The 26527-nt window shown below is 53.7% G+C and carries 25 protein-coding genes; 10 read left to right on the top strand and 15 right to left on the bottom strand.

The features are described from left to right. The first annotated feature begins 55 nt into the window (after positions 1-55). From prfA to PFRI_RS14010, 3 genes are all read left to right on the top strand, one after another. Positions 56-1111 (top strand): peptide chain release factor 1, encoded by a 1056-nt coding sequence (gene prfA / locus PFRI_RS14020; RefSeq protein ID WP_072631324.1) that lies wholly within the window; start codon positions 56-58, stop codon positions 1109-1111. Beyond that, on the top strand, positions 1108-1947 hold the full coding sequence (prmC, locus tag PFRI_RS14015) for a peptide chain release factor N(5)-glutamine methyltransferase (RefSeq protein WP_072631323.1): 840 nt from the start codon (positions 1108-1110) through the stop codon (positions 1945-1947). The genes prfA and prmC overlap by 4 nt, the downstream gene beginning before the upstream one ends. Positions 1948-2162: 215 nt before the next feature. Next, positions 2163-2771, top strand: a complete 609-nt coding sequence (locus PFRI_RS14010; protein ID WP_072631322.1) for a DUF4167 domain-containing protein — start codon at positions 2163-2165, stop codon at positions 2769-2771. Between the two features lie 10 nt (positions 2772-2781). On the opposite strand, the gene rsmA is transcribed toward PFRI_RS14010, so the two are convergent. The 6 genes from rsmA to lptF are packed head-to-tail and all read right to left on the bottom strand — an operon-like array spanning position 2782 to position 10195. Beyond that, complete coding sequence (gene rsmA / locus PFRI_RS14005; RefSeq protein ID WP_072631321.1) at positions 2782-3624, bottom strand: 16S rRNA (adenine(1518)-N(6)/adenine(1519)-N(6))-dimethyltransferase RsmA; 843 nt, start codon at positions 3622-3624, stop codon at positions 2782-2784. Next, on the bottom strand, positions 3621-4583 hold the full coding sequence (gene pdxA, locus PFRI_RS14000; RefSeq protein ID WP_072631320.1) for a 4-hydroxythreonine-4-phosphate dehydrogenase PdxA: 963 nt from the start codon (positions 4581-4583) through the stop codon (positions 3621-3623). Before pdxA ends, rsmA begins: the two co-directional genes overlap by 4 nt. Before the next feature lie 2 nt (positions 4584-4585). After that, on the bottom strand, positions 4586-5854 hold the full coding sequence (locus PFRI_RS13995) for a peptidylprolyl isomerase (protein ID WP_245812396.1): 1269 nt from the start codon (positions 5852-5854) through the stop codon (positions 4586-4588). Further along, the gene (locus PFRI_RS13990) at positions 5842-7971 is read right to left on the bottom strand and encodes an LPS-assembly protein LptD (RefSeq protein WP_072631319.1); all 2130 of its coding nucleotides are present in this window, start codon (positions 7969-7971) and stop codon (positions 5842-5844) included. The genes PFRI_RS13995 and PFRI_RS13990 overlap by 13 nt, the downstream gene beginning before the upstream one ends. Further along, positions 7968-9065: an LPS export ABC transporter permease LptG gene (lptG, locus tag PFRI_RS13985; protein WP_072631318.1), complete on the bottom strand. Its 1098-nt coding sequence runs from the start codon at positions 9063-9065 to the stop codon at positions 7968-7970. The genes PFRI_RS13990 and lptG overlap by 4 nt, the downstream gene beginning before the upstream one ends. Continuing rightward, a complete protein-coding gene (gene lptF, locus PFRI_RS13980) occupies positions 9062-10195 on the bottom strand; it encodes an LPS export ABC transporter permease LptF (protein WP_072631317.1) in 1134 nt (377 codons plus the stop codon). Before lptF ends, lptG begins: the two co-directional genes overlap by 4 nt. Positions 10196-10326: 131 nt before the next feature. Here lptF and PFRI_RS13975 point away from each other — a divergent pair, with 131 nt between their 5' ends. Together PFRI_RS13975 and PFRI_RS13970 are read left to right on the top strand one after the other, a co-directional pair. After that, positions 10327-11796: a leucyl aminopeptidase gene (locus PFRI_RS13975; protein WP_072631316.1), complete on the top strand. Its 1470-nt coding sequence runs from the start codon at positions 10327-10329 to the stop codon at positions 11794-11796. Between the two features lies 1 nt (position 11797). Then, on the top strand, positions 11798-12259 hold the full coding sequence (locus tag PFRI_RS13970; RefSeq protein WP_072631315.1) for a DNA polymerase III subunit chi: 462 nt from the start codon (positions 11798-11800) through the stop codon (positions 12257-12259). 78 nt (positions 12260-12337) lie between these two features. Here the strand turns inward: PFRI_RS13970 and PFRI_RS13965 are convergent, their stop codons facing one another. Genes PFRI_RS13965 through PFRI_RS13950 form a run of 4 tightly spaced genes read right to left on the bottom strand, consistent with a single transcriptional unit; the run spans position 12338 to position 15889 of the window. Then, complete coding sequence (locus PFRI_RS13965; RefSeq protein WP_072631314.1) at positions 12338-12928, bottom strand: retropepsin-like aspartic protease family protein; 591 nt, start codon at positions 12926-12928, stop codon at positions 12338-12340. Positions 12929-12946: 18 nt separating this feature from the next. Continuing rightward, positions 12947-13582, bottom strand: a complete 636-nt coding sequence (locus tag PFRI_RS13960) for a MarC family protein (RefSeq protein WP_072631313.1) — start codon at positions 13580-13582, stop codon at positions 12947-12949. Continuing rightward, complete coding sequence (locus tag PFRI_RS13955; protein ID WP_072631312.1) at positions 13579-15444, bottom strand: ABC-F family ATP-binding cassette domain-containing protein; 1866 nt, start codon at positions 15442-15444, stop codon at positions 13579-13581. The genes PFRI_RS13960 and PFRI_RS13955 overlap by 4 nt, the downstream gene beginning before the upstream one ends. Before the next feature lie 43 nt (positions 15445-15487). After that, a complete protein-coding gene (locus tag PFRI_RS13950; RefSeq protein WP_072631311.1) occupies positions 15488-15889 on the bottom strand; it encodes a DUF6157 family protein in 402 nt (133 codons plus the stop codon). 158 nt (positions 15890-16047) lie between these two features. Between PFRI_RS13950 and ndk the strand changes: the two genes are divergently transcribed. Further along, complete coding sequence (gene ndk, locus PFRI_RS13945; protein ID WP_072631310.1) at positions 16048-16470, top strand: nucleoside-diphosphate kinase; 423 nt, start codon at positions 16048-16050, stop codon at positions 16468-16470. Between the two features lie 3 nt (positions 16471-16473). Here the strand turns inward: ndk and PFRI_RS13940 are convergent, their stop codons facing one another. After that, positions 16474-16812, bottom strand: a complete 339-nt coding sequence (locus tag PFRI_RS13940) for a TfoX/Sxy family DNA transformation protein (protein WP_072631309.1) — start codon at positions 16810-16812, stop codon at positions 16474-16476. Positions 16813-17559: 747 nt separating this feature from the next. Between PFRI_RS13940 and PFRI_RS13935 the strand changes: the two genes are divergently transcribed. Next, positions 17560-20343, top strand: coding sequence for an Rne/Rng family ribonuclease (locus PFRI_RS13935; protein ID WP_072631308.1), 2784 nt, complete (start codon positions 17560-17562; stop codon positions 20341-20343). Positions 20344-20404: 61 nt separating this feature from the next. Here the strand turns inward: PFRI_RS13935 and PFRI_RS13930 are convergent, their stop codons facing one another. Continuing rightward, positions 20405-20638 carry a sulfurtransferase TusA family protein gene (locus tag PFRI_RS13930; RefSeq protein ID WP_072631307.1) on the bottom strand — a complete coding sequence of 78 codons (234 nt, stop codon included), beginning with the start codon at positions 20636-20638 and terminating at the stop codon, positions 20405-20407. A 73-nt stretch (positions 20639-20711) separates the two neighbouring features. Here PFRI_RS13930 and PFRI_RS13925 point away from each other — a divergent pair, with 73 nt between their 5' ends. Genes PFRI_RS13925 through PFRI_RS13915 form a run of 3 tightly spaced genes read left to right on the top strand, consistent with a single transcriptional unit; the run spans position 20712 to position 24106 of the window. Further along, positions 20712-21464 (top strand): cytochrome c biogenesis CcdA family protein, encoded by a 753-nt coding sequence (locus tag PFRI_RS13925; protein ID WP_072631306.1) that lies wholly within the window; start codon positions 20712-20714, stop codon positions 21462-21464. A 59-nt stretch (positions 21465-21523) separates the two neighbouring features. After that, complete coding sequence (locus PFRI_RS13920) at positions 21524-22747, top strand: hypothetical protein (RefSeq protein ID WP_072631305.1); 1224 nt, start codon at positions 21524-21526, stop codon at positions 22745-22747. Between the two features lie 51 nt (positions 22748-22798). Further along, the gene (locus PFRI_RS13915; protein ID WP_072631304.1) at positions 22799-24106 is read left to right on the top strand and encodes a cytochrome P450; all 1308 of its coding nucleotides are present in this window, start codon (positions 22799-22801) and stop codon (positions 24104-24106) included. Between the two features lie 318 nt (positions 24107-24424). On the opposite strand, the gene PFRI_RS13905 is transcribed toward PFRI_RS13915, so the two are convergent. The 3 genes from PFRI_RS13905 to fumC form a co-directional block, all read right to left on the bottom strand. Further along, positions 24425-24643: a ribbon-helix-helix domain-containing protein gene (locus PFRI_RS13905; RefSeq protein ID WP_072631302.1), complete on the bottom strand. Its 219-nt coding sequence runs from the start codon at positions 24641-24643 to the stop codon at positions 24425-24427. A gap of 238 nt (positions 24644-24881) precedes the next feature. After that, on the bottom strand, positions 24882-25061 hold the full coding sequence (locus tag PFRI_RS13900) for a DUF4169 family protein (RefSeq protein WP_072631301.1): 180 nt from the start codon (positions 25059-25061) through the stop codon (positions 24882-24884). After that, complete coding sequence (fumC, locus tag PFRI_RS13895) at positions 25061-26452, bottom strand: class II fumarate hydratase (RefSeq protein ID WP_072631300.1); 1392 nt, start codon at positions 26450-26452, stop codon at positions 25061-25063. Before fumC ends, PFRI_RS13900 begins: the two co-directional genes overlap by 1 nt. Positions 26453-26527: the final 75 nt, after the last annotated feature.

The following is a 26527-nucleotide window of genomic DNA, read 5'->3' as shown; positions in this document are numbered from 1 at the left end:
AAGTATACCATAAGCGAAAAAGCACGCAAGCCGTGCGCAAGCTGGAGACGCCGCAATGGTTCCAATGGACCGCCTCATGCAGATCACCCAACGTTTCGAGTTTCTCGAAGCGAAGATGGCAGGCGGCGCTGATGGCGGCGAAATAGCTGATTTAGCTCGGGAATATTCCGAATTGAAGCCGGTCGTCGAGCAAGTCGCAGCCTACAGGCAACTTTTGGCCGATATCGAGGAAGCGACCTCGATGCTGGCAGATCCGGATATGAAAGAGTTGGCCGAGGAAGAATTACCGGCTTTGAAAGAAGCGCTGCCAGAGGCGGAAATTGCTCTTCAACTGGCGCTATTGCCCAAGGATGAGGCCGATGCGCGCCCCGCAATGATTGAAATTCGCCCCGGGACAGGGGGAGACGAAGCAGCCCTTTTTGCCGCGGATTTGTTGCGCATGTATCAGCGCTATTCAGAGGCGCGTGGCTGGAAGTTTGAGATCATCGAAGAACAACTGACAGAGCTTGGCGGTATCAAAGAAGTCACAGGTCACATCAAAGGCGAAAACGTCTTTGCGCGTCTCAAATACGAATCCGGCGTGCACCGTGTACAACGTGTTCCAACAACTGAAAGTGGGGGACGCATTCACACCTCTGCTGCGACTGTCGCAGTGCTTCCCGAAGCGCAAGAGGTTGATCTGGTCATCGCGCCAAACGACATCCGCATCGACACAATGCGCGCGTCCGGGGCAGGTGGGCAGCACGTGAACACCACCGACTCCGCAGTGCGCATCACGCACCTCCCGACGGGGATTATTGTGGTAAGCGCCGAAAAGTCCCAACACCGTAACCGCGAAATTGCAATGCAGGTTTTGCGCACGCGGCTCTATGATGCAGAGCGTCAACGTATTGATGATGAACGCTCGGCAGATCGTAAATCTCAAGTGGGGTCTGGCGATAGATCCGAGCGGATTCGCACCTATAATTTCCCGCAAGGGCGCATGAGCGATCACCGCATCAACCTTACGCTTTATAAGCTGGATCAAGTGATGCAGGGCGAACTCGATGAGATCATCGACGCGCTGACGGCAGATGATCAAGCAACGAAATTGGCGGAAATGAACGGGTGACGCTACAAGAATGGCTGCCTGATTTACGCGATCGTCTAAGCCGCGTGCCAAGCGATGATACAATGCGCGACATTCGTATTCTGGCAGCACATGCGATGGGTGTTTCACCGTCTCGTATGACGCTGCATATGCATGATGAGTTGAGCGACGACATGGTGAAACATATCTCGCTCCTGGTGGATGCGCGCATGCTGTGCACGCCCGTGTCAAAGATCATTCAAAAGCGTAGTTTTTGGGGGCGCGAGTTTGCGGTGGATCTTGATGTGCTCGATCCGCGTCCTGATACGGAAACGCTGATCGCCGCTGCTTTGGATCTTGGCGCGCAATCAAGGGTTCTTGATTTGGGAACAGGCACAGGAATCATCGGACTTACCTTGGCCGCAGAATGGCCAAACGCCGAGGTCGTTTGTACAGACATTTCTGAAAAGGCGCTCGCCGTCGCGAAGCATAACAAAAACGCACTAGGCGTTGCGGACAAGGTGACCTTGCTCAAATCAGATTGGTTTGAAGCCGTAAACGGACAGTTTGATCTGATCTTGTCCAACCCGCCTTACATAGCGCTGGATGAATGGGACGATCTGGATTTTGAGGTGCGCACGTTTGATCCTCGTCTTGCGCTCACGGATGAGGCGGATGGCTTGTCAGCTTACCGCACATTGACACAGCACGTAGGGCTGCATTTGAAAACGGATGGGCATCTGATGGTCGAGATTGGTCATACCCAAGGAAGTGCAGTTCAAGCGCTTTTCAACTCAGCCGGATTCATACAAATTAAATGTTTGCCCGATATGGCAGGACGAGACCGCGTTGTAAAAGGTGTTTGGAGCACGCAATAACGCGCTATTGGGCAAATTTATCGCGGTTTTTTAACAGTTAGACGGAATCATGTTGCAGCAACGTGAATGAAGTGCTTTATGAGAGGTGCTACACGGGAGAACAGGTCTGCTCGTTCCCCTTGGCACCAAGCCACAAATAGTGATCTTGTTTCTCGCGCCTAACTTTAGCGCAAGTGGTGGATCACAGTGACATTGATATGCTGGATTGAAGCTAGATGAGATCATCAAAACCACGTTCGCGTAAGAACAACCGCAACCGCCCCCAACCGGGTGGCGGCAATATCCCTAACCGCGTTTTTGATAGCAGCGGTCCTGAGGGCAAAGTACGCGGCACGCCGCAGCAGATCATCGATAAGTACCAGCAACTTGCGCGCGATGCACAGTTGTCGGGCGATCGTGTGGCTACAGAGAATTTTTCGCAGCACGCCGAGCATTATTTGCGGATGTTGAGTGCGGCTCAGAAAGAAATTGATGAGCGCCGCGAACAACAAGAGCGCGAAAACCGTGAACGCCAAGCAGAGCGAGACCGCGAGCGCGCCGAGCGCGATGCAGAACGTGCGACACGCGATGCAGAACGCACAGAGCAAGAACAGCAGCAACCCGTTGTGGCTGATAATTCTGCAGGTTCAGGCGATCAGCCCGATGTTGTAGAGCCTGTTAGCGTTGAGGAAACAGGTTTGGTGGAAACACCTGAGAGCAAGCCACGCCGTGCGCGCACACCGCGCAAACCACGTAGTCCTCGCAAGTCTGCCGCAGACAACGACGCGCCTGCGTCTGAAACACCATCTGCTCCGGTAGAATCTGCATCTGACGCAGCTGAGTAACTGTTAGAGATTAAGCCTTCGCGACTTCGCGCGCGAGGGCACAGAACTCTTCCAAAGACACTTGCTCTGCGCGCTCGGTTGGCTTGATGCCCGCGGCGTGCAACATATCTTCAATCTCGGGCGAGACAGACTTCAAAGAGGACCGCAACATTTTGCGTCTTTGATTGAACGCGGCGGCGACAACGCGCTCTAATGTTTTGAAATCCGCAGGAAAACGTGGCTCGGGCAGCATGCTGAGATGCACCACGGCGCTAGAGACTTTTGGCGGCGGACTGAACGCTTCGGGCGGCAAGCTCACAACGATCCGCGCATCGCAACGCCATTGCGACAGGATCGCGAGGCGGCCATAAGCTTTGTCACCCACATCGGCAGTAATGCGTTGGGCAACTTCGCGTTGGAACATCAGCGTAAGGCTTTGCCAAAAGGGCGGCCATTGTTTGGGTGTTAACCAGCGGATCAACAGTTCCGTTCCGACATTGTAGGGCAGGTTAGAAGCCACACGAATAGGGGGCGTCAAATGTGCAAGCGGATCAATATTGAGCGCATCGCCTTCGATCACGTGCAAGCGGTTGGGATATGCATCCGCAATTTCTTGCAACGCAGGCAAACACCGTGCGTCTTTCTCGATGGCGAGAACCTTGCGCGCCCCTTCGCTTAACAACCCACGGGTAAGCCCGCCGGGACCAGGTCCAATTTCAAGCACATCACAAGCGCTCAAGTCACCTGCCTGACGCGCAATTTTGGCGGTCAGATTAAGGTCGAGCAGAAAGTTCTGGCCGAGCGATTTACGCGCGCGCAGATCGTGACGTTCAATGACATCGCGTAGCGGTGGTAGTGGATCAGGCGTTGTCATGTGTCACTCATCCTAGCAGCCATACGCAGCGCTTCGATAAGGCTGGTTGGGTTGGCGATTCCTTGGCCTGCGATGTCAAACGCAGTGCCGTGATCAGGTGATGTTCTGATGAAGCTTAAACCCAAGGTCACATTCACCCCTTTGTCAAAATCCAGCGTTTTGATTGGGATCAGCGCTTGGTCGTGATACATGCACACGGCCGCATCATAACCTGCGCGCGCGCCGGCGTGAAACATCGTGTCTGCGGGCAGGGGGCCGTTTAGGATAAAGCCTTCGGCGCGGAGTTTCTCTAGCACGGGCGCGATCACTTCATCGTCTTCATGACCCATTTTTCCGCCTTCGCCCGCATGTGGGTTTAGGCCCGCAACAGCGATGGTCGGCTGTGAAATTCCGAACTGTGTTTGAAGGGCCGCACGGGTGATCCGGAGCGTGCTCTCTAGGCATTGCGGCGTCAAAGCGTTTGGAACATCCTTCAAAGGAATGTGAATTGTTGCAGGCACCACGCGAAGTTGCTCAGAGGCGAGCATCATCACGACGTCTTCTTTGTCATCAAGAGCCGCCAAGAATTCCGTGTGTCCTGGGTAGGCGAAGGCAGCGCCATCTTGCAGCGCTTTCTTATGAATGGGGGCCGTGCAAAGTGCGGCGGCTGCACCAGATTTCACCAATAGCACACCCGTCTCGATGGCGTCGATCACCCCTTGCGCATTCGCGCTATCAGCTTCGCCTTTTTGGGCAGAACCTGCAAAAGACTGCTGTAGTACGGGCATGGCAGATCCGCTTACACGGTGTGCATCACTGGGCGATGATATCAACTCATATGCGGCACCTGCTGGCAAATGCGCAGGATCGCCAATCCAAAAGAACGGCAACTCAGCACGCAAGGCATCCCACGCCTTCACCGCAATTTCGGGACCGATCCCCGCAGGTTCACCGCAGCTCAACGCAATTGGGCGTTTCACGCTTACTTCTCAACAATGCGCGCATCGGCGCGCAGTTGCTCAAGATAACCGTTGGAATAGGACGCAAGTCGCTGGTTTTGCAGGCCCAAAGACAACTCTGCGCGGTCCACTTCTTCCTCAAGCTCTGGCGTGCGGCCACATAGCATCAACAGAACCAACGTCTGGCCGTTCGCACGTGTAAGTGTGGTGGATGTTTCACCTGGGTCCATCTTTGCCAATTCAATTGCTATGTCCGCTGGAATGTCTGCAGGTGCTTTGGCTCCACGATCTAGCACGCTTGGATCTTGGCCTTTGGCAATGCCATAAAGATCGTCACAGCGATCAATGCGGCTTTCAATCTTGCGCGCTGTGGCGAGGCCCGCCTCGGTGCGTCCACCTGCGATATAGTAAGCCGCGTATTCAATCGCCGCGTATTTCGGATCGCCCCCTTGGGTTTCCTCGATATCGCGCAATTGGAACAAGGCCACTGCATTCTGTAGCGGGATCGGGGCTGTCACTTCACCCGGTGCGAGACCGAGCAAAATAGGACGCAAAGGTGCTGGCAATTGTGTGATTGGCAACCACTCCAACCGTCCGCTGCGCGCTTTGGAGGCGGAGGCAGAGTAACGCCGTGCTTCAGCTGCAAAGGCCGAGACACTGGTAATTTGTGAGATGCGTTCAGCGCGTTCTTGCACGGCCGCAGCTTGAGGTGGTGGCGCTGGCATGATGATTTCGGACAAAAGCACGCGAATACCTGCGCCTGAGCCGGAAGATGCGACGCTGCGATCAATGTCGTCTTCGCTAACGTTGATGCGGCTGGCGAACTTCGCTTGCACCAATTGGCGCCATGCAAGGCCGGACTGCACAAACGCGCGAAACGCATCCTCAGAGACGCCGCCAGCATTCAATGCTTGAATAAATTCGGCGCGGGTCAAATTCACGCGACCGGCAAATTCATCCATGCCGGCTTCAATTTCTTCGCTAGATGGAACAATTCCGACAGAGCGTGCCGCACCCAATTTGAGGCGATCTTCGATCAGTTGTTCGCGAGCAAGGTTCTTGTGATCTCCGGGCGCGCGCAACAGTCCTAGAAAGCGCGTGCGCTCAGCAATTTCAAAGTTGGTGATAGAGCTATCGTTTACTTTGATTGCAGTGGCGAACATGCTTTGCGCATTGGCAACTTGAGGCGCGCTGAGCGCGAGGAGCGCGGCACATGTGAGAGCGACAAAACCGCTTTTCATACGACGTGTGATAGAGAAATCAGTGTGAACCATATCTTTTATTTCCTGCATGTGCGGCGCGCTGCTTTGCCGCTGCCTCCTGTGCTAAACCCGCGAAGCGAGACGGCCAGCTCGTAAGTCGTGGCTGGCACCAGCGTTGTTGATCTTGCGAAGCTACGTGTGGCACCCAAGCCAATAGAGACGCATTCATTCTCATAGGTGACTTTACCACCGGTTTTCGCCATACGATCCGTAAGTAAATCATACTGGGCATTCGCCTGCGCCGTCCAGTGGCGATTGATCTTATACGTTCCACCCAGCGACCACTCTGCGACCGAAGCCGTGCGATTTTCCGCCGCGTCGGCGTTAATCTGCACATATGTGCCAGCAAGTGTCACCTTATTGCGGCGATAAGCGATGCGGGCTTCGGTCTTAACCGGCTCGAAATCCGCTTCGAACAATCCACGCGCCATGAACGAGCCGCCCCAGTTTGATGTATAATTAAGAGCCAACAACGTGTCCGAGGTCAAACCTTGCAAGCCAGAGCTGTCGGAAAAAGACGGATCAGCCGTTTCGCGAAACACTTGCCCGACAGTCAAACCCGCAGACCAGCTTTGAGTATCAAGCCGCGCCATACGGAAACCTAAAGCGCCGATTGTACCTGTCTCGCGACGATCTTTCACAGGAAAGCGCGACAAGGACAGCAGATTGCTTTCATCAAACTCTGAACTGACGCTTTCATCATTTGGCGAAACCGAAGGAGATCCGCCAGACCAAGCGATCTGTGCAATCGGTTCGATCAGGTATCGCGCGCCGTCTTGCCCGACATTCATCAGCGGATAGCGCAATGTTGCAGCTATAGCAGGCGTGACATTGTTTGTGCGTCCCAAAGCGGTGCTGTCTTGTTGAACCCCGTAACTGTCCAACCCGAGCGAAGTCACCAGACCAAAGCGCAAACCGTTGCCAACGGTCCATTCATCTTGCCAAGACAGATCAAGGTTGACCCGCGCCATATCGCGACCTGTCACATCATCCAATGACACCCGTTTGTGCCCATGCACGCCAAGCGTTGCGCGCAATTCGCCACCGATGCTGGGAAGTTGATAGCGACGCTCATATGTGACGTTACCGGTCACTGTGGGTTGAGTATCATTGCTCTCATTGTCACGCAGCGTTTCGAAATTCAGCAGTTCCGCTTGAAAGAACACATCGCGTTTGACCCGTGTGAGCGTGATGCCAGACCCCAAACGATCACGGCCGGAATAACCATAGTTAGACCGATACCCGCTGTCAGAGGCCGTTTCGACGTCAAAGCTAAGAACAAACGACTGGCCCAGGTCAAACGCGCCAAACCCGGTAAGGTAGTGACGCGGGGAGTCTGGAAGCAACGAGTCTTTTGAAATCGCGCCGTTCAGTTCGACATATCCACGCCGGATCATTTTGCGCAACCGCAGCTCTAACGTGCGCGTAACAGGAGTTACAAAAGGGGTCAGAGTTACATCTGCATGTTCACCCAGTGTGATGAAATAGGGCAGCTTGATCCCGAACCCGAGTTCTGAATCAGAAAAAAACCTTGGCACCAAAAAACCTGTCGAACGTTTTAGCGAAGGGTCAGGGATACGCATGGTGGGGAGATAAAGGACAGGCACACCAAGCAATCTGAATTGGGCACGCCGAAAGTAAATTTGCTTTTCTTCGCGGTCATGAATCGCACGGTCTGCACGGATTTGCCAGATCGGCGCGCCATTGCCGCAAATTTGGCAAGACGTCGCAACGACTTTGCGCAGCACCGTATAACGACCCTCTACGCGATCTGTTTGCGCAGACAGGATTTGCAATTCTTGGTTCAAAACATAGCGCGCACCGCGCAGAATGCCGTTCTCTAGCTTGCTATCAAGATCAGCGCTGTCCGCGATGATCACGTCACCATTCTCTTGCGAGAGGCGAATAGCGCCTTTGATGATCAACTCATCTCGTTTTTGATCGTAGATGATTTCATCGGTAAAAAGGCGAATACCATCATAAAAGGCTTCCACGTTGCCCGTTGCCACAAGGCGTTCGTCTTCGGTAATCAAAACGCTGTCGGCAACAAGTAAAGCAGCGTCTGCATCCTGCGCACGCGCTGGAAGTGCAAAGGCGATCAACGCAATTGCTGTGAGAACACGCAAGATATGGACAGTCCGGCTCATCCGTCCTCCATATGCAGCAACAGGCCGAGCGCAAGTAAAATCGAAGCGACGGGCGGTGTCCAAGCGGCAATCATCGTGGGAAGTTGCCCATTCTCTCCCAAAATCTGCGCAAAGTTGCGCACATAATACAACCCAAATCCAAGCATCACAGCAGCAAGCACCGCAACACCTGTTTTACCGAAACGTGTGTGGCGCATCGTGAACCCTGCGCCGACAAGGACCATGGCCATCAAGAAAAGCGGGCGCGCAAGCTCCATCTGAAACCAGACTTTGTGGCGACGCGCGGAAAATCCGGCTTCTTCGAGTTCATTGATATAGCTGTTCATATCCCAAATCGAGATGGCTGAAGGCTCAGAAAAACTCTCGCGAATACGCTCTTCGGTCAAGCTGGTCGGGACAAGGAGGTGCGCATTTATGCGGGCGGTTTCTTCGGGGCTGTCCGTCGTATTTAGCGCCCATTGCTTTGCATTTTGCAATTGCCAGCCACGCTGTGTCAGTGTTGCCTGATCGGCAACGATATGCGAGCGCGGTTGCCCGTTGGTGTCAAATTGCAAGAAACTCACATCATTGAGGGTCGTCATCTGCTCAATCGCAGAGCGCGCGTGGATCACGGTTTGCCCGTCAACGTCCCCTTGGCGCAGCCAAAGTCCATCGCGGCCAATTGAAACTGTACTTGTTTCTTGGTTCTTATATTCGCGTTCGAGCGTGATGAACTGCTTGCTGGTTGCAGCAACAATCGGATTGAACAACGTCACCGCGGACACACCAATGATCGCGGAGACCAACATGGGTGAGGCCAAAGTTGTAAATGCGGACCGCCCGGCAGAGCGCGTGACCACCAACTCAGAGGTGCGCGCAAGGGTCAAGAATAGCGACACAGACGACAAGATCATGACGAGCGGCAAAATCTGGTAGATGCCCGCAGGCGCGTTCAGGAGCGTTAGAAAGAAGACATCAGTAAAGCTGACGTTATCGCTGTTGAAACGGCGCATCTGTTCGACCAGATCGATTAACGTCAGAAACGCAAGAAAGATGAAAAGCGTCGTCAGGAAAACCCGAATAAAGCGACGTGCAAAATAGAAATGAAGGATCATGCACGCGCCTCGCTCAAGGACGCGTCCTTGCGACGCCGTCTAGGTCGCGCAGCCAAACGCAGCATCAAAATCGAAACGCCAAGTCCAAAGACACTTTGCGCATAAACTAAAGGCCAAAGGTTGGCGTTCGCACGTATAGGATCGGTCACGATGCTCTCAACCAGTTTCACCAGCACTAGCAGCAAAATCGCGCCAATGATCTGCCGACCAACCCCAAACCGCGAGAACCCGCCGACCAATAGGGTAGAAAAGCCGATTAAGGCGGCAACAACACAGAGAATAGGTTGATTAAAGCGCCCGTGCACTTCTTCCAAGATGCGACCAGGTGTCTGCGCTGTCGCTTTGCTGACGAGATCGGTTGCGAAGTACAGCTCTGCTGTTGAACGCTGATCAAGTGGTTTAAACAACGCGCCCGGCGCATCAATCAGATCAGAAATGTTATAAGCGAAATCGGTAAATTTGGTCTTTGTCAGTTTGCGTGTCTCTGTGTTCAAGGCTTGCGCAATTCCGTTTACCACAACGAGCTTTGGCCCTGTTGGCTCGTTCACCAGAAAGCCATCCACAGACGAATAGGTCGTCGCACGGTCCGCGTTTCGGCGATCACTTAGAAAGACATCTTTCAGCACACCCTCTGGCGTGATTTCACGAATGTAGAATGTCACGCCCTCAGAGGGGTTCATAAACTCCCCTTCGCGCAACAGTTTCGCAGACAAAGTGCCGCTGATTTCGTTCTCACGAAACCGAAGCTGCTCAAGCGATGTTGGCACCAAATATTGCGTTAAAACCATCATAAACGTGCCGACAATCAAGCCAAAGATCACCACAGGCCGCGCCAAACGCCATGGCGAATAACCAGTCGCTTGCATGACCACCAACTCACTTTCGGACGCAAGGCGGTTGGTCACATAAACAGAGGCCGCAAACGCGGACATAGGCAGAACCATACGCACGACATTTGGCAGGCTAAGGGCCGTGAATTCCAAAAATACAGAAGCAGGTTGCCCATCCGCAATCAGGCGGTCAAACAAGATCACCGCGCGGTTGATCCAGTAAACAGAAACCAGCACGAGCGAGAAAAAGCCGAACAGCACAAAAAGTTGCGACAGGACGTATCTGTCAAATCTTGCCAAAACTGCCCCCGTTTGCCTGCTGCTTTTTTCCAATCTGTAACCTATTTTTACCCTGTGGAAAACTGCTATCTGGCAAAGCCTCGCGAACCTCGCTATCCCTAGGCTAAATTTGCAAAAAGGAACGCTCTCTCATGCCTAATCTCATTGCCACTTCGTTTACCGCCGTCGATCTTGATGCTCTTGCCGGTTTTGAAGGTCGTATCGCGGTTGTGGTTGCGAGTGATGGTAAACTTGATGCCGGCGCGCGTCGTATCAATCGATTGAGCAAAGGCGCCTTGGCGCGGCTTGTTGAGGCGGGCAAGCTAGAGGATGCCAAAGCGGGCGCAGTAATCACGCTCAACTTTCCCGCGGGAATGGCGGCGCATGCGGTAGATGTGCTGGTCTTGGATCGCCGACCCAGCGCTTTGGATGCGCGCAAGGCGGGTGCCGCACTTGGCAAGATTATGGGCGAGGGCGCTGCGCTCTTGATTGCGGGAAGCAACGCGAAAACAGCGCAAATTGTGCTCGGGGCTGCGATGCGCGCTTATGAATTCAACCCGCACAAGACGAACACAGACGATAAATCGCGCACTCTGAGCGTTATGTGTGCCAAGCCCGAAGAAGTAGAGGTCGAGGTGAAACCGCTTCTTGCTATCGCTGAAGGCGCGCATATGACTCGCGACTTGGTGAATGAACCCGCAAATGTTTTGACGACCACAGAGTTCGCGGATCGCCTCGAAGAGATGGAAAGCCTCGGGCTTGAAGTTGAGGTGCTCGAAGAAGCTGAGCTGGAAAAGCTTGGCATGGGCACGCTGCTGTGTGTGGGTCAAGGCTCTGACAGCCCCTCCAAAGTCGTTGTCATGCAGTGGAAGGGCGGCGAGAAAGACGCCAAGCCGCTTGCACTGGTTGGCAAAGGGGTGGTGTTCGACACAGGCGGTATTTCGCTCAAACCTGGTGCCGGCATGGAAGACATGACCATGGACATGGGCGGCGCGGGCGTCGTTTCTGGCGTGATGCGCTCGCTTGCGCTGCGCGGTGCAAAGGCGAATGTTGTCGGTCTTGTCGGGCTTGTGGAAAACATGCCCTCCGGCAACGCTGTACGCCCCGGTGATGTGGTCACGTCAATGAAGGGCGACACGGTTGAAGTTATCAATACCGACGCGGAGGGCCGCCTCGTTCTGTGTGACGTGATGTGGTACGCGCAGGACCGCTTTGCGCCTGTTGGTATGATTGATCTCGCCACGCTCACGGGGGCAATTGTCGTAGGTTTAGGGCATGAAAATGCGGGCGTTTTCTCTAACAATGATGACCTATGCAATGCGTTCCTCAAAGCCGCGCAAACCGAGGGTGAAGGTGCGTGGCGTATGCCACTGGGCCAAGCTTACGATGACCTTTTGAAATCGCGTATCGCAGATATGAAGAACATTGGTGGCCGCGCTGCTGGTTCTGTCTCCGCCGCGCAATTCTTGCAACGTTTTGTGAAGGAAGACACGCCCTGGGTCCACCTTGATATCGCGGGTGTGGCCTCGCTGAAATCTGAATCCACTTTGGCCCCGACAGGTGCGACAGGCTGGGGCGTTATGGCGTTAAACCGCCTTGTCTCGGATATGTTTGAGAGCTGATATGGGGGCGGCCTACTTCTACCACCTCACACGCAATCCGCTGGAAACCACGCTGCCTTTGCTGCTTGGCAAAGCGCTCGGGGCAGGGTGGCGCTGTGTGGTTGTGGGCCGTAGCTCGGCGCGATTAGAAGCGCTAGATCACGCACTTTGGAACGGCAGAAAAACAGATTTTCTCGCGCACGGCGTAACAGGAACGGCGCACGATTCCGCGCAGCCGATCTTACTGAGCGACACACATGCCACTGCGAACGATGCCGCATGCGCCATGTGTATCGATGGCGCGGACATAAGCCCTGAACAAGTCAAAACCTATGAGCGTACTTGTATCCTTTTCGATGGTAATGACGACGTTGCCCTGCAAACGGCACGCGCGCAGTGGAAAATGCTGACTGATGCAGGCTGCACTGCGCAATATTGGTCAGAAGAAAGCGGCAATTGGCAGATGAAGGCGAAAAAGGAATAACCTGTCATTAAGGTTAACCCGCGCGCTTCCTCTCTTTAAAAATATCCCCGCCGGAGGCTCCCTCAGGTGCAAACAACGCTACCGCACCAGTACTAATGTACCGCCCGAAATCTCGATCCTCTCGAATGTCTGCAAATAGCTCATCCCCATAAGGGATTGCGACATCTGGCCTTCGTTCACATCTACCCGAAACCGCGGTAGTTCTGCCCCTGCGAAACCGAAACTATCGGTTCGCACCGAAGCGATGCGCACAGACCCGTTGGCCGTCATGGCCTCTCTCACAAAAGCCAACTCATCAGGATCAATCCCCGCTGCAAACGCGTCCGCTTTGCGCAAGACGACACCTGTCGCGCCAGTATCAACAACAAAGCGGATCGGCACATCGTTCACCATCGCCGTTGCATAATAATGCCCATCACGCGCGCGCGGCAGCTCGATGCGTTCGCCGCCGCTGATGACGCTTTGCTGCGGAACGACAGTTTGGCGGATATCGCCCCACATGCCATAGGCCGCAATGACACCAATAAAAATCAGTGCCCAGACAGACATTTGTTGCAGAACTTTGTTCATCGAACCGCGTGAGGACGTGAAAAACCAAAAGGCAATCACACCGCCAAGCAGCACGAGATAAATCAAATTGCCAAAATCATCGCCGGAAAGTTGCGCCATATCGGGCCTCCTTTCACTCTATCTAGGAACGTTTTCCAAAAGACCAAAGTCTTGCAGGCCATTTAGCATAAATTGCACCGCTAATGCGGCCAACAACATACCTAGCAAACGCGAGACGACGTTTATGCCTGTTTTGCCTAGCAAGCGTTCCAAGGGCGTAGCGGCCTCAAAGAAAATGAAGGTCACGATCAAAACCAAAACCATAACAGCCAGCGATAGGCCAAGCCCCGTAAACCCGGGTTGTGTGCCAGCAAGCAAGATCACTGTCGCAATCGAGCCGGGTCCAGCAATAAGTGGGATTGCCAAAGGAAACACAGACGGATCATCCAGATCGTCGTCTTCTTCCGCCGTATCCTCACGCCGTTTGGAGCGGCGTTGAAACAACATATCAAGAGCTGTGAGCAGCAACAAAATACCGCCCGCAATCTTGAACGCCGCCATGGAAATACCGATAAATCCTAGCAATGCTTCGCCAAAGATAGCAAACAGCGCAAGAATTCCCGCAGAGGTCAAAGTCGCGCGTATCGCGATTGCACGACGTTGCTTGACGGTCATGCCTTGCGTCAATGCAACGAACAAAGGCGTCAGACCGATAGGGTCAATGATCACGAACAGCGTCACGAAAGACGTTATGAAAAACGCCGTGTCGATCACGACGCGTTGGCCGCCTCAAGCTTTTCAAGCGCCGTCATCCACATGGTTTCAGCGCGGCCATGAGCCTCCATGACTTCGGCGTACTTCTTGTTCCACGTCTCAAGTTCGCCTTTGCGTGCTTCTTCGTACAGCACTGGATCCGCGAGCTTTTTCGCCAATTTATCGCGCATCTCGTCGATTTTGGACATACGCTCTTCGCACTTGCGCACATCCGCGCGCAGCGCTTTGATCTGATCTTGCGACGGGCGTTTAACCTTAGGCTTTTCCGCTTTTTTCGCGTCTTTGTCTTTCTTCGCAGGCTTGTCGTTGCTCAAAAGCATTTTGCGATAAGCTTGCAAATCCTCTTCATAGACAGAGACATGACCGTCTTTCACCAGCCACAAACGGTCAGCAACCATCGACAGCAAATGCATGTCGTGGCTGACCAGAATGACCGCACCAGAGTAGGCCGTTAAAGCGTCCACAAGGGCTTCGCGAGATTCAATGTCAAGGTGGTTGGTCGGCTCGTCGAGGATCAACAAATGCGGGGCAGGGAGTGTGGCGAGCAAGAGCGACAAACGCGCTTTCTGCCCACCAGATAGCCTGCCGACTGCTGTATCAGCCTGATCCGCGCCAAGCCCGAAACCTGCAAGTCGCGCACGCAGTTTCGCTTGGCCCTCTGCAGGGCGTTCGCGCAAAAGGTGCTCTAGCGGCGTTTCGTCAACGTAGAGTTCTTCCACCTGATGCTGCGCAAAGAAACCAATGCGCAACTTGTTCGATGTTACCATCGATCCGCTCGCGATCTTAAGACGATCCGAGAGCATTTTAGAAAGCGTCGATTTACCCTCGCCGTTGCGTCCCAGCAAAGCGATGCGGTCATCTTGGTCGATGCGCAGGTTCAAATCCCGCAGGATGATCGTCTCTCCATACCCGACAGAGGCTTTTTCGGTCGCGATAATGGGCGGCGAGAGTTCTTCAGGCTTGGGGAAGGTAAACACAGTGCGTGCGACATCCTCTGGCGCGCGAATGGTTTCCATCTTTTCTAGTGCTTTGACGCGCGATTGCGCTTGCTTTGCTTTTGAGGCTTTGGCTTTAAAGCGGTCCACAAAGGCTTGTAAATGCTCACGTTTAGCGTCTTGCTTCTTTGCCGCAGAGGCTTGCAAAGCACGTTTTTGCGCGCGCTGTTTGGCGAACATGTCGTAGGTGCCTGTGTAGTAAATAAGGCCTTTGTCCTCGAGGTGCAAAATGCCGCCAACGGAGCGGTTCAACAGCTCACGGTCGTGTGAAACAATCAAAACTGTGTGCGGGTATTTGACGAGGTAGGCCTCGAGCCAAAGCGCGCCCTCAAGATCGAGATAGTTTGTCGGCTCGTCGAGCAGCAACAAATCAGGCTCAGAGAAAAGAACTGCCGCCAGAGCGACGCGCATACGCCAACCGCCGGAAAAGGCTGAACAGGGTTGGAGTTGTTCGTTATGGGTAAAACCAAGACCTTTGAGGATCGTTGCGGCGCGCGCTTCGGCAGACCATGCATCGATATCGGTCAGGCGGGTTTGAATCTCGGAAATTCGTGTCGGGTCCGTGGCGGTTTCAGCTTCGGCCATAAGCGCTTCACGCTCTGTATCGGCGCGCAGGACTGTGTCGATCAAGGACACTTCGTTGCCCGGAACCTCTTGGCTCACACCGCCAATTTTCCAACCTTGGGGCATGCTCACGGAACCCGTATCAAGCACCATTTCTTTACGAATGATCTTGAATAATGTGGTCTTGCCCGAGCCATTGCGCCCCACAAGGCCAACCTTGTGGCCTGTCGGGATTGTGACGGATGCGTTTTCGACCAAAGTGCGGCCCGCGACGGAGTATGTTATGTCTGATATCTTAAGCATGGCGAGCCTCTAACAGAGGCAATCGCGCGGCGCTAGCGGTGTTTTATGCACGTTTGTTGCGCATGCCTGTGACTTGCTTGATTGACGCGTCATGGCTCAGCTCTGCAAAACGTGCACTTGCGGGATCAATCAGCGCAATTTTTGCATCGCTATTGTGGTGAACTGCCCAACCAAAGGATTTCACCAAGGGCGACGCACGCAGGCACGCTTGCCCCTTTGAAAAGAACTCCGCACGAAACAAGGCATGCTCATCAATCGGGATATCCTTGCGCAGGGCGGCGACTGTGCTGAGCAAATCATCACTTTCTAAAGTGTAGGGCGCATCAGCGATGCGTTCATAGAGCATTTGCGCGACAGAACCCGCTTTGTCAGGAACCGTCGCAACACGGGTGCGACAATCCTCAGAAGGCAAAATAAGAACGTCGGTGTAGTTGGTGCTGTGCATGATCGTCCGCTCCTGTTTGTTCTCACTACGTTCTCACAAAGGGTGAATAAGTCAACAGGATGCTTTTCAACTCACAAACCCCATGCTAAGCGCGCCACAGAATTCACAGGCGTTCACCGCACAGTCGCGGTGCGTCTCTAATAAAAAGGAAGTCTCCCATGGCTCTTGAACGCACATTTTCTATCATCAAGCCTGATGCAACACGCCGTAACCTTACAGGCAAAATCGTTGCGAAATTCGAAGACGCGGGTCTGCGCGTTGTCGCCTCCAAGCGCATCCAAATGACACTTGCTCAAGCGCAAGCGTTTTACGGTGTTCACTCCGAGCGTCCGTTCTTTGGCGAACTGTGTGAATTCATGATCTCTGAGCCAGTTGTCGTTCAGGTTCTGGAAGGTGAAGGCGCAATCGCGAAAAACCGCGAAGTTATGGGCGCAACGAACCCAAGCGACGCGGCAGCGGGCACAATCCGCGCTGAGTTCGCAGAATCAGTCGGCGAAAACTCTGTACACGGTTCCGACGCTCCTGAGACAGCAGCAGAAGAAATCGCGTTCTTCTTCTCTGGTCTAGAACTGGTTGGCTAAGCTCTAACGCTTTTCGATCACACCAATTAAGTCCAGGGCTGCTTCGAGATCGGAGCGGCCCTTTTCTTTTGTGCCTTTGGCATCCGCTTTGATTTTGTCAAAAGTTGCGCGCAGAGCGGCTTTTTCAGCACCTTGGCAATCATTCCATGGGCGGCCTTGAAGCCCCATGGCAAGCGCATAAAAGCCAATGAAATGAGGCTTTGTGCCAGCTTTGATCAGCTTGCTGTAGCACGCTTGTGCACCAAGCGCGCGGACTTGATCAGCACTTGTTATGCCAGCCTTCGTAAAACTAATGTCGCTTGCTGGGCCTAGATTGGGAATCGAAGAAACAGGATCACTCATGCTGATCTTGATACCTGAAAATGGACGGCTCAGATACTGGCGAAATCGGTGAATACTGTCGTTTGTTCTTTTGGCTTGCTGGTTTGCGGAGCATTCGTTTGCGACGATGCCCCCTTTGTGACGGGGGCCTGTGTGTTTGAAGACGTCATTTTATGTCCTTTCAACGCTTGATACGTGCCGTTGGGTTAAGCGTTGCGCGTTATGTAGGGCGTGGGCTTGCCGAAAATGTGTCTAATGGGTGGTGTCTGGTTGCCTCTCGCGGCGTTTGGCGCTTTTGCCGTGATCCCAGCGTAAATCTTGCTCGCCGCCGCGATTACCCATTGCGAAACTATCCCTTTAGACCCTATGTAGGAAGCACGGTCGGTGGTTGCGCACGCAAACATGGATCGGGAGAGTTTCGCTGCGTCCCGCACGGCAAAATGCCAAAGCGATAGGACGCAGACCGATACGGCCCATTTGGTGATCTTATTCAAATAGATTCTGAGTTGGCCATACGACACGCTGTTTTTGTCATAGAAAGCAGCATTTTAACGGGCACGCCACTGAAGCCAGTGCGACGTGTCGGAGAAGAAACGCGATGAAGCGCGCGCAGGACATGAGTATAAGAGCAGGAGCCCCGCAAGGGCTCTGCCGCCATGCGCGCACCATCGCCTCAAATAGACGCCCCAGACTTCATACAAACGGACCACCTGATCATGTGAGTGATCTGGTTGCCGCGACACGTTGCGCCGGGCGCAAACGGATACCATGGCTAAGAAAATGCTTATCGATGCCACCCACGCGGAAGAAACCCGTGTTGTGGTGGTCGACGGAAACAAAGTTGAGGAATTTGACTTTGAGTCTGAAAACAAACGCCAGCTTGCTGGCAACATCTATCTCGCAAAAGTAACGCGCGTTGAGCCGTCGCTTCAAGCGGCCTTTGTAGATTATGGTGGGAACCGTCACGGTTTCCTCGCATTCTCCGAGATTCATCCTGATTATTATCAGATCCCCGTCGCGGACCGTGAGGCCTTGATGGAGGAAGAACGCGCTTATGCTGAAAGCCAGCGCGCGCGAGATGAAGAGCAAGACAAACCCAAGCCACGCCGTTCGCGTCGGCGCTCGTCCACCAAAGCTGCGGATGCATCAAACGATGATGCAATCGTCAGCAAGGAAGTAGAGACGCCTGAAAATGCACCGTCCAGCGATATCGCAGGGATGGAGACGATAGATTTGGGTGATGACGGGACTGACAACACCCCAGAGGGTTCGTCCCCGATGGAAACGGTCGCGGAAACACCTGTCGAAACGCCTATTGCGGGCGAGATTGAAGATGCAGTTGTTGTTGAAGAAACAACATTTGAAGATGAAGCTGCCCCCGAAGTTGACGCCGACGCAGAGGTTCCTGCCGAAGAAGTAGACGCCGCTTCTGAGAGCGACGACGACGAGATTGAAGACGATCACGCGCGCAAAGCCAAGAAAGCGTCACAGCGCGACGAGAACATCGAATCTGTTGCGGATGACGATGACGTTGAGGACATTCGCCCTCCGCGCAAGCCACGTCCACGTCGCTATAAGATCCAAGAAGTTGTAAAAGTACGCCAGATCCTTTTGGTTCAGGTCGTTAAAGAAGAGCGCGGCAACAAAGGCGCAGCTCTGACAACGTATCTGTCATTGGCTGGCCGTTACTGTGTTTTGATGCCCAACACTGCACGCGGTGGTGGCATTTCTCGCAAGATCACCAACGCCATAGATCGTAAGAAACTCAAAGAGATAGCGAACGAAATTGAAGTGCCTCAGGGTGCTGGCTTGATCGTGCGTACCGCTGGAGCAAAGCGTACCAAAACAGAAATCAAACGTGATTATGAATACCTTCAACGCCTGTGGGAGCAAATCCGCGAGCTGACCCTCAAATCTATCGCACCTGCGAAGATTTATGAGGAAGGTGATCTGATCAAACGCTCGATCCGCGACTTGTATAACCGCGACATCGACGAAGTGTTTGTAGAGGGCGAACGTGGGTATCGTACCGCGAAAGACTTCATGAAGATGATCATGCCATCGCATGCCAAGAACGTGAAGCTTTACGCTGAGTCCATGCCGCTCTTCGCGCGCTACCAAGTTGAAAGCTACTTGGCCGGGATGTTTAACCCAACGGTTCAGTTGAAGTCCGGTGGCTACATCGTGATTGGCGTGACAGAAGCGCTTGTTGCGATCGACGTGAACTCGGGTCGCGCCACCAAAGAAGGCTCGATCGAGCAGACCGCGACCAAGACCAACCTTGAGGCCGCCGAAGAGGTTGCGCGACAGTTGCGTCTACGTGACCTTGCGGGCTTGATCGTTATCGATTTCATCGACATGGACGAGCGCAAGAACAACGCGGCCGTCGAAAAGATGATGAAGGACAAGTTAAAGTCTGATCGTGCGCGTATCCAAGTGGGTCGTATCTCTGGTTTTGGCTTGATGGAAATGTCGCGTCAGCGTCTGCGTCCTGGCATGATCGAAGCCACGACTGCGCCATGCCCATCGTGCCATGGCACGGGCTTGATCCGCTCTGATGATAACATGGCGCTCAGCATTTTGCGCCAGATCGAGGAAGAGGGCGTGCGCCGTCGTTCCCGTGAAGTTCTCGTGCGCGCACCTGTGCCAATCGCCAACTACCTGATGAACCAAAAGCGTGAGCATATCGCGCAAATCGAACTGCGTTACGGTCTGTCCGTGCGGATCGAGGCGGATGTGCATCTCGTCAGCCCGGATTTCGCGCTAGAGAAATTCAAGACCGCAACGCGTGTTGTGCCTGAGCCATCTGCGCATGTTGTTTCAGTTGATACATCCATCATGGATCAAATCGACGAAGACGAGGCAATTGTTGAAGAGGATGAAGCGCCCGTAAGCGAAAGCACTGCGCCAAGCGCGGCTGAGGCTGAAGGGGAAGACAAACCCAAGAAGCGTCGTCGCCGTCGTCGTCGGGGCGGTAAGAAGAACAACAATGGCGGTGCAGATGCACAGCAAGACGAAGAAGGCGCAGCCTCGGATGAGGCTGGTGAGGTTCCTGCTGAAGTGACTGCGGACGCGGCGCCTGCTGAGACCGATGCGCCTGATGCAGATGTCGAAGCGAGCGAAAAGCCCAAGCGCGTCCGACGTTCGCGCAGCCGCGCTAAGCCTAAGACCGATGAGATTGCGGATGCAGACGCACCAGCAGAGGTGAGCGAGACGCAAGCTGTCGCAGAAACGCCTGCGGCTGACGTCGAAGCGGAAGCTGTGCCTGAAAAGCCAAAGCGCAAACCACGTGCGCGCAAGCCCAAGGCGGTCGCTGTTGAGGAAGCACCTTTAGAGGCTGTGGCGCAAGAAGCGCCTGTGGTTGTAGAAACTGTAGCCGAGCCTGCACCTGTTGTGGACGCAACGCCAGAACCTCAAGTCGAGGTTCAACCAGAGCCGACACCTGAACCACAGCCAGAGCCGGCACCAGAACCTAAAAGTGAGCCGGAAGTGCTTGCCTCTGTCGAGCCGAGCAAGCCTAAGCGGCGCGGTTGGTGGTCACTGGGTAAGTAGGCTAGCTCAAAGCCTAAATTAGAGAAACGCCGTATCCTGTGATGCGGCGTTTTTCATTTGATCAACCGTTTTTGCGGATCAGGTAGATTTGTACGTCACCGTCTTCACGGGTTTCGATCAACGCATGTCCTGCCTCAGCACAAAAATGTGGGACATCGACAATCGCCGCAGGATCATTCGCACGCATTTCAAGCAGATCTCCTGCGTTCAAGGGCTGCAAACGCTTACGCGCTTTCAACACAGGCAAAGGGCAGAGCAGGTCGGTGGCATCAAGTGTGTGTTTCATACCGATCATTTAGGCGTGATGTTACATTCTGTCCACGTGCTTGTGACTTTGCATCGCCACATTGCTCAGGCTAAGTGGGCGCATGTTTGGAATCGACATTATATCCGCAGGTCTTGCACCTGCCATGATCGTGGCCTTGCTGGCTGGGGTCATTTCGTTCCTCAGCCCATGCGTGCTGCCGATTGTTCCGCCGTATCTGGCCTTTATGAGCGGCGTCTCACTGCCAGAAATGCAAGGTACACGCGCGGCGCGGCGCCAAACGGGCATTGCTGCGATCTTTTTCGTCATGGGGCTTTCGACGATCTTTTTGTTGCTTGGTTTCACAGCGTCAGTGTTCGGAGCTTTCTTTTTACAAAACCAAGTTCTCTTTGGCCAAATCGCAGGGGTCGTGATCATCATCTTCGGTCTGCATTTCCTTGGAGTTTTTCGCATCGGATTTCTGGATCGCGAAGCGCGTCTGGATGCAGGTGATCGTGGTGGCAGTGCGTTTGGTGCCTATGTCCTTGGACTTGCTTTTGCGTTCGGCTGGACGCCATGTATCGGCCCACAACTTGGCGCGATCCTGTCATTGGCCGCGTCAGAAGCGGACGTTGCACGTGGCACAACACTGCTTGGCGTATACGCGTTAGGGCTTGGTATTCCATTTTTGTTGGCGGCGTTTTTCATCGATCGCGCGATGGGTGTGATGACAGTGTTAAAACGCCATATGGGCATGATCGAGAAAGTCTCAGGCGTGCTTTTGATCGCCGTAGGGCTCGCGATGATTACAGGTGCATTCTCGCTCTTTGCGTTCTGGCTGCTTGAGACATTTCCAGCACTTGCAACGCTAGGTTAAGCCATACTCTTGCCAAATAGCGCCGCTACGCTGATGCTAGGCAAAAAGGTGCGTGCGGTATGAGTGATCAGGACAAATCGGTGACGAAGCGGCGGGTGTTTTATATCCCCGGCTATGATCCGTTTCATCCGCGTCGCTACCGCGAACTCTACCGCAAAGAAAGCGCGCTACAGGCTGAAATTTCCAGTTATGAGATTGGTTTGAAACCCAAGCAAGGCAAGGGTCCATACGGCTGGCACGTGAGTGCTACGATTGAGGGTATGAGCGTCGAGAGCGAAGTCGAAGTGCTCTATTGGGCGGACCTTGTGAAAACCAGTATGAACATGGGAATCGCTGCCACCTACGGTGTCATGGCGCGCACGGCTTGGACATATATCGGGTCCGGTGCTTTATGGCGCTTGATGCGCTTGCGCAAAGGGCCAGTGATCGCTGCGTTCTATCCCGTTGGATTCTTGCTGTTGCAGGCGTTTCTAGCATGGCTGGTCGCTTATGGTATTGCACAGCTTTTCCAGATGTTCGGGCTTGGTTTTATCGGTACGATTGTCGGTTGGGGCCTCGGCGCGTGTGCGGCTTACGGGGTGTTGGAATGGTTCAGGCGCAAGGATAACAAGTTTTTCGCATATTATTTGATGCATGATTATGCTTACTCGGCGCACACAAATGGTGCAAACCCTCCTGAGTTAGAGGGCCGAATGTCAGAATTTGTTGCGCGAATTTCTGACGCTTTGGATGCTGATGTCGATGAGGTGTTGATTGTCGGTCACTCGTCAGGCGCGCATTTGGGTGTCTCAGTTTTGGCCGACGTGATCCGGTCAGGGCGCTTACGAGAAGACGGCCCAACTTTAAGTTTTTTGACACTTGGTCAGGTCGTGCCGATGGTCTCTTTTTTGCCAGATGCTTGGCGTCTCCGCGCCGACCTTGCGTTTCTAGCTGTGCAAAATTCGCCTTTTTGGGTCGACGTGACGGCTCCCGGTGACGGGTGCGCATTTGCGCTGTGTGATCCGGTGAACGTGAGCGGGGTCGCCCCTGCGGACAAATCTCAGCCTTTGGTGTTCTCGGCGGCTTTTACGCAGACCCTAAGCCCAGAGCGCTGGAATGCCCTCAAACGGCGCTTTTTCAGGCTACATTTTCAATATCTTTGTGCGTTTGATCGCCCAAAAGACTACGACTATTTCCAGATAACGGCAGGCCCCAAGACGCTGATCGAGCGTTATAAAGGGCGTCCTGCTTCAAAAAGCCGGATAGAAACGCCTGTAAACCGCTACACGCGTGTTGGCCCATGAACGCGCCAATCCTCCCCCCCCAAACCAAAGGCACGCTCGGAAAAAGTCAGCTTGCGCCAATACGCCAAGCTGTTTCGCAAAGACATTCTGTCCGCGCAACCCGCACGGCTCTACCGCGCATGGATGGCCGAGTTTCGCACGCCTTTTTTTAGTTCTTATCTGATCAATCAACCCGAGTTGGTAAAGCTTGTCCTAAAAGAGCGCCCTGATGATTTCCCAAAAAGCGGGCGTGTGAGTGAAGGGTTACGGCCTTTGTTGGGGGACGGTGTGTTCCTGACCAATGGTGAGGTATGGAAGCGCCAACGCCGCATTATTGATCCAGCCTTTGAGGGCGGGCGTTTGCGCGAAACATTTCCGTCCATGTGGGCTGCTGCTGAAGGGGCTGTGAAACGCCTTGAGGCAAGTGTCGGGCAAGAGATCGAAGTTGAACAACACACAAGCCACGCAACGGCCGATGTGATCTTTCGCACGTTGTTTTCGATCCCAATCGAGAATGAGATCGCCGCAGAAATGTTCCGTGAGTTTCATCGCTATCAACGCTCGCAACCTTTGTTGAACCTTGCGGCGGTTCTGCCCTTGCCGCGCTGGATGCCGCGTTTCTTTCGCTCTGCTACGCGCAGATCAGCGGCGAAAATTCGTGCAGCGATCACCCAGTTAACGACGGACCGTCATGCCCAGATTGAAGCGGGTACAGCACCTGACGATCTTGCAACCAAGATCATGACGACGGCAGATCCTTTGTCGGGCGAAAAGTTCACTGCAGAAGAAATGGTCGATCAAGTGTCGATCTTTTTCCTTGCGGGACACGAAACAAGCGCTTCCGCTTTGGCGTGGGCTTTGTATTTGATGGCTATGTTCCCTGAGTGGCAGGACAAGGTCGCAGCGGAAGCAAAAGCCGGGCTTGTGGAGGAGTTTTCTGCCATTTCCAAGCTGCGCATCAGCCGCGATGTGTTTCGAGAAGCGCTGCGTTTGTATCCGCCTGTGCCGATGATGGTGCGTCAGAACACATGCCCTGAAGAGTTTCGTAAGCGCGAAGTCAGAACTGGAAGCCAAGTTGTTGTAAGCGCGTGGCATTTGCATCGACATGAGCGGCTGTGGGACAATCCTGATGGGTTCGATCCGGATCGTTGGGGTACGGAAAATGGCAAAACCTGCATGCGAGATGCTTATGTTCCGTTTTCTGCGGGCAGCCGCGTGTGCCCAGGAGCGGGGTTTGCTTTGATCGAAGGGGTTTTGCTGCTCTCTATGATTTTGAAAAATTACCGGGTTTCCTTGACGGATCGCCCCGCACCAGAACCTGTCGCGCATCTGACCGTACGTTCGAAAGATGGAATATATTTAAAATTGGACGCGCGGTAAAAAGGCCTTTTGCAAAAGGCCTTGGTTAGTCTTTTTGCAAAGACTTTCAGCGTAGAATCCGAATTGGATCCGTGTTGCAGACAACAATGATTTGCCCGCAATTCTCTATCTCTTGAAATCCTCTACGTTCAATTTCAACGAGAAACCGTTCGCGTCCAACAATACGCGCCATATCAGACGATTTTCGCCGAACCACACCACCATCTATTGCTGCTTTGGATGCGAAAAGAGTGCGGATCCAAAGCTCAGGTGAAAGGGGCAAAGGGTGGGTATACATCTGCGTAGCTTAAGCGCGATATTCTTAACAGCCAGTAAACGTCACTGGGGCTTGCTATGCTTTAAAACATATAGACGGATCGCTGACGCAAGACCACAATCAGTACCGCGAATAGAATCAATTTCAGCTGCTAAATCGTTGATAGCACGCCCTTTTTTGTGCGCAATATCACGAAACGCATCCCAAAACGCGTCCTCTAAGGACACTGACGTGCGGTGACCTTTTAAAGTAAGGGAGCGTTTTTGAGGGCGCTGCATCATCTTTCCGGTAAGAATCCAAGTTGAGTGCCATTTTCGCTTGCGCTTTTATATGCATTTAGAATGCGCGCAAGCGTGCCATCGTTGCCCTTGAGATAACGACGCGCTTGTCTGATCGCCATCAGCTGGGCGCGCGGGATTTCGTTATTTCGTTCGGCTTCGGACATTTTGACCACTCAGACCAATAAGATTCGAGGTGTTATGCATGCCAAATACGGCGATAATTTGATGATGATCTTATTTAGACATCATCGCGCTTCGTGCCATCAAGCAAACGGCGCTTTTGTTCCTCTTTGGCTTCTGCCAAATCCCGCTGTGCTTTGCTCAAGCCATATGCGGCCGCGTTGTGATTTGCGCGGGCTTTGTCTTCAGCCCGCGCTTTTTGCTTTTTGAACCGGTTAAGATTGACCGGCTTGCCCATTACTTCGGGCCGATCATGTCTTCGGGGCGCACAACGCGTTCAAACGTTTCAGCGTCCACAAAACCCATCGCAATGGCTTCTTCTTTCAAGGTCGTGCCGTTCTTATGGGCGGTCTTGGCAACCTTGGTCGCGTTGTCATACCCGATTGTGGGTGCCAAAGCAGTGACTAGCATCAAGCTTTCTTTCATCAGTTTGTCGATGCGGGGCTCATTTGCTTTCGTGCCATTGAGCATGCGCTCTGTAAAGCTGGCAGTCGCATCGCCCAAAAGCTGCATGCTCTGCAACAGGTTATAGCTCATCATCGGGTTATATACATTAAGCTCAAAGTGACCTTGCGAGCCTGCAAATTTGATCGCAGTGTCGTTGCCCATGACATGTGCTGCGACCTGCGTCAGCGCTTCTGCTTGCGTCGGATTCACTTTGCCGGGCATGATCGACGATCCCGGCTCATTTTCGGGCAGGATCAACTCACCAAGGCCAGAACGCGGACCGGAGCCTAAGAAACGCATGTCATTGGCGATTTTGTAGCATGCACCAGCAACACTCGCGATGGCGCCAGAGGTGAAGACCATGGCGTCATGTGCTGCCAGCGCTTCGAACTTGTTGGGCGCGGTGACGAAGGGCAGGCCAGTGATATCAGCCATATGCGCCGCGACGGTTTCACTCCAACCGTGCTTGGTGTTGAGACCTGTGCCCACTGCGGTGCCGCCTTGGGCCAGTTCATAGATACCCGGCATTGTTGCTTCAATGCGCGCGATGCCTTGGCGGATTTGATGCGCGTAGCCAGAAAATTCCTGTCCAAGCGTCAGCGGCGTCGCGTCTTGCGTGTGCGTCCGTCCGATTTTGATGATGTCTTTGAACTCTTCCGCTTTCGCGTCCAGGCCTGCCAGCAACTGCTGCAAGCCAGGCAAAAGCGTGTCGCGCACCATCATGGCAGACGCAATGTGCATCGCCGTGGGGAAGGTGTCATTTGAGGACTGCCCCATGTTGCAGTGATCATTGGGGTGCACGGGGTCTTTGGAGCCGATCACGCCGCCGAGAATTTCAATCGCGCGGTTGGCGATGACCTCATTGGAATTCATGTTGGATTGCGTGCCAGAACCTGTCTGCCATACGACCAGCGGGAAGTTGTCGTCAAACTTGCCTTCAATCACTTCGCCAGCCGCTTCGATGATTGCATCTGCCAATTTCGGGTCGAGATCGCCAGAGGCTTTGTTGGCCATCGCGCAGGCTTTTTTGATCACGCCCAGCGCGCGCACGATGGCGACGGGTTGCTTTTCCCAACCGATCGGGAAGTTCATCAAAGAGCGCTGCGTTTGCGCGCCCCAATACTTGTCAGAAGGAACTTCTAGAGGGCCAAAGCTGTCTGTTTCTGTGCGCGTGTTGGACATGTTCGTCTCCTGTGCGTGGATCAGGGGGATGTGTGGTATACAATTGCATGCCGTTTAGGCGAAAACCTACCGCTG

It is taken from the genome of Planktotalea frisia, assembly GCF_001890925.1.
In the GTDB taxonomy this organism is placed as follows: domain Bacteria; phylum Pseudomonadota; class Alphaproteobacteria; order Rhodobacterales; family Rhodobacteraceae; genus Planktotalea; species Planktotalea frisia.
Note: the sequence above shows the minus strand (reverse complement) of the source record. Positions and strands in the feature narration are given on the sequence as shown.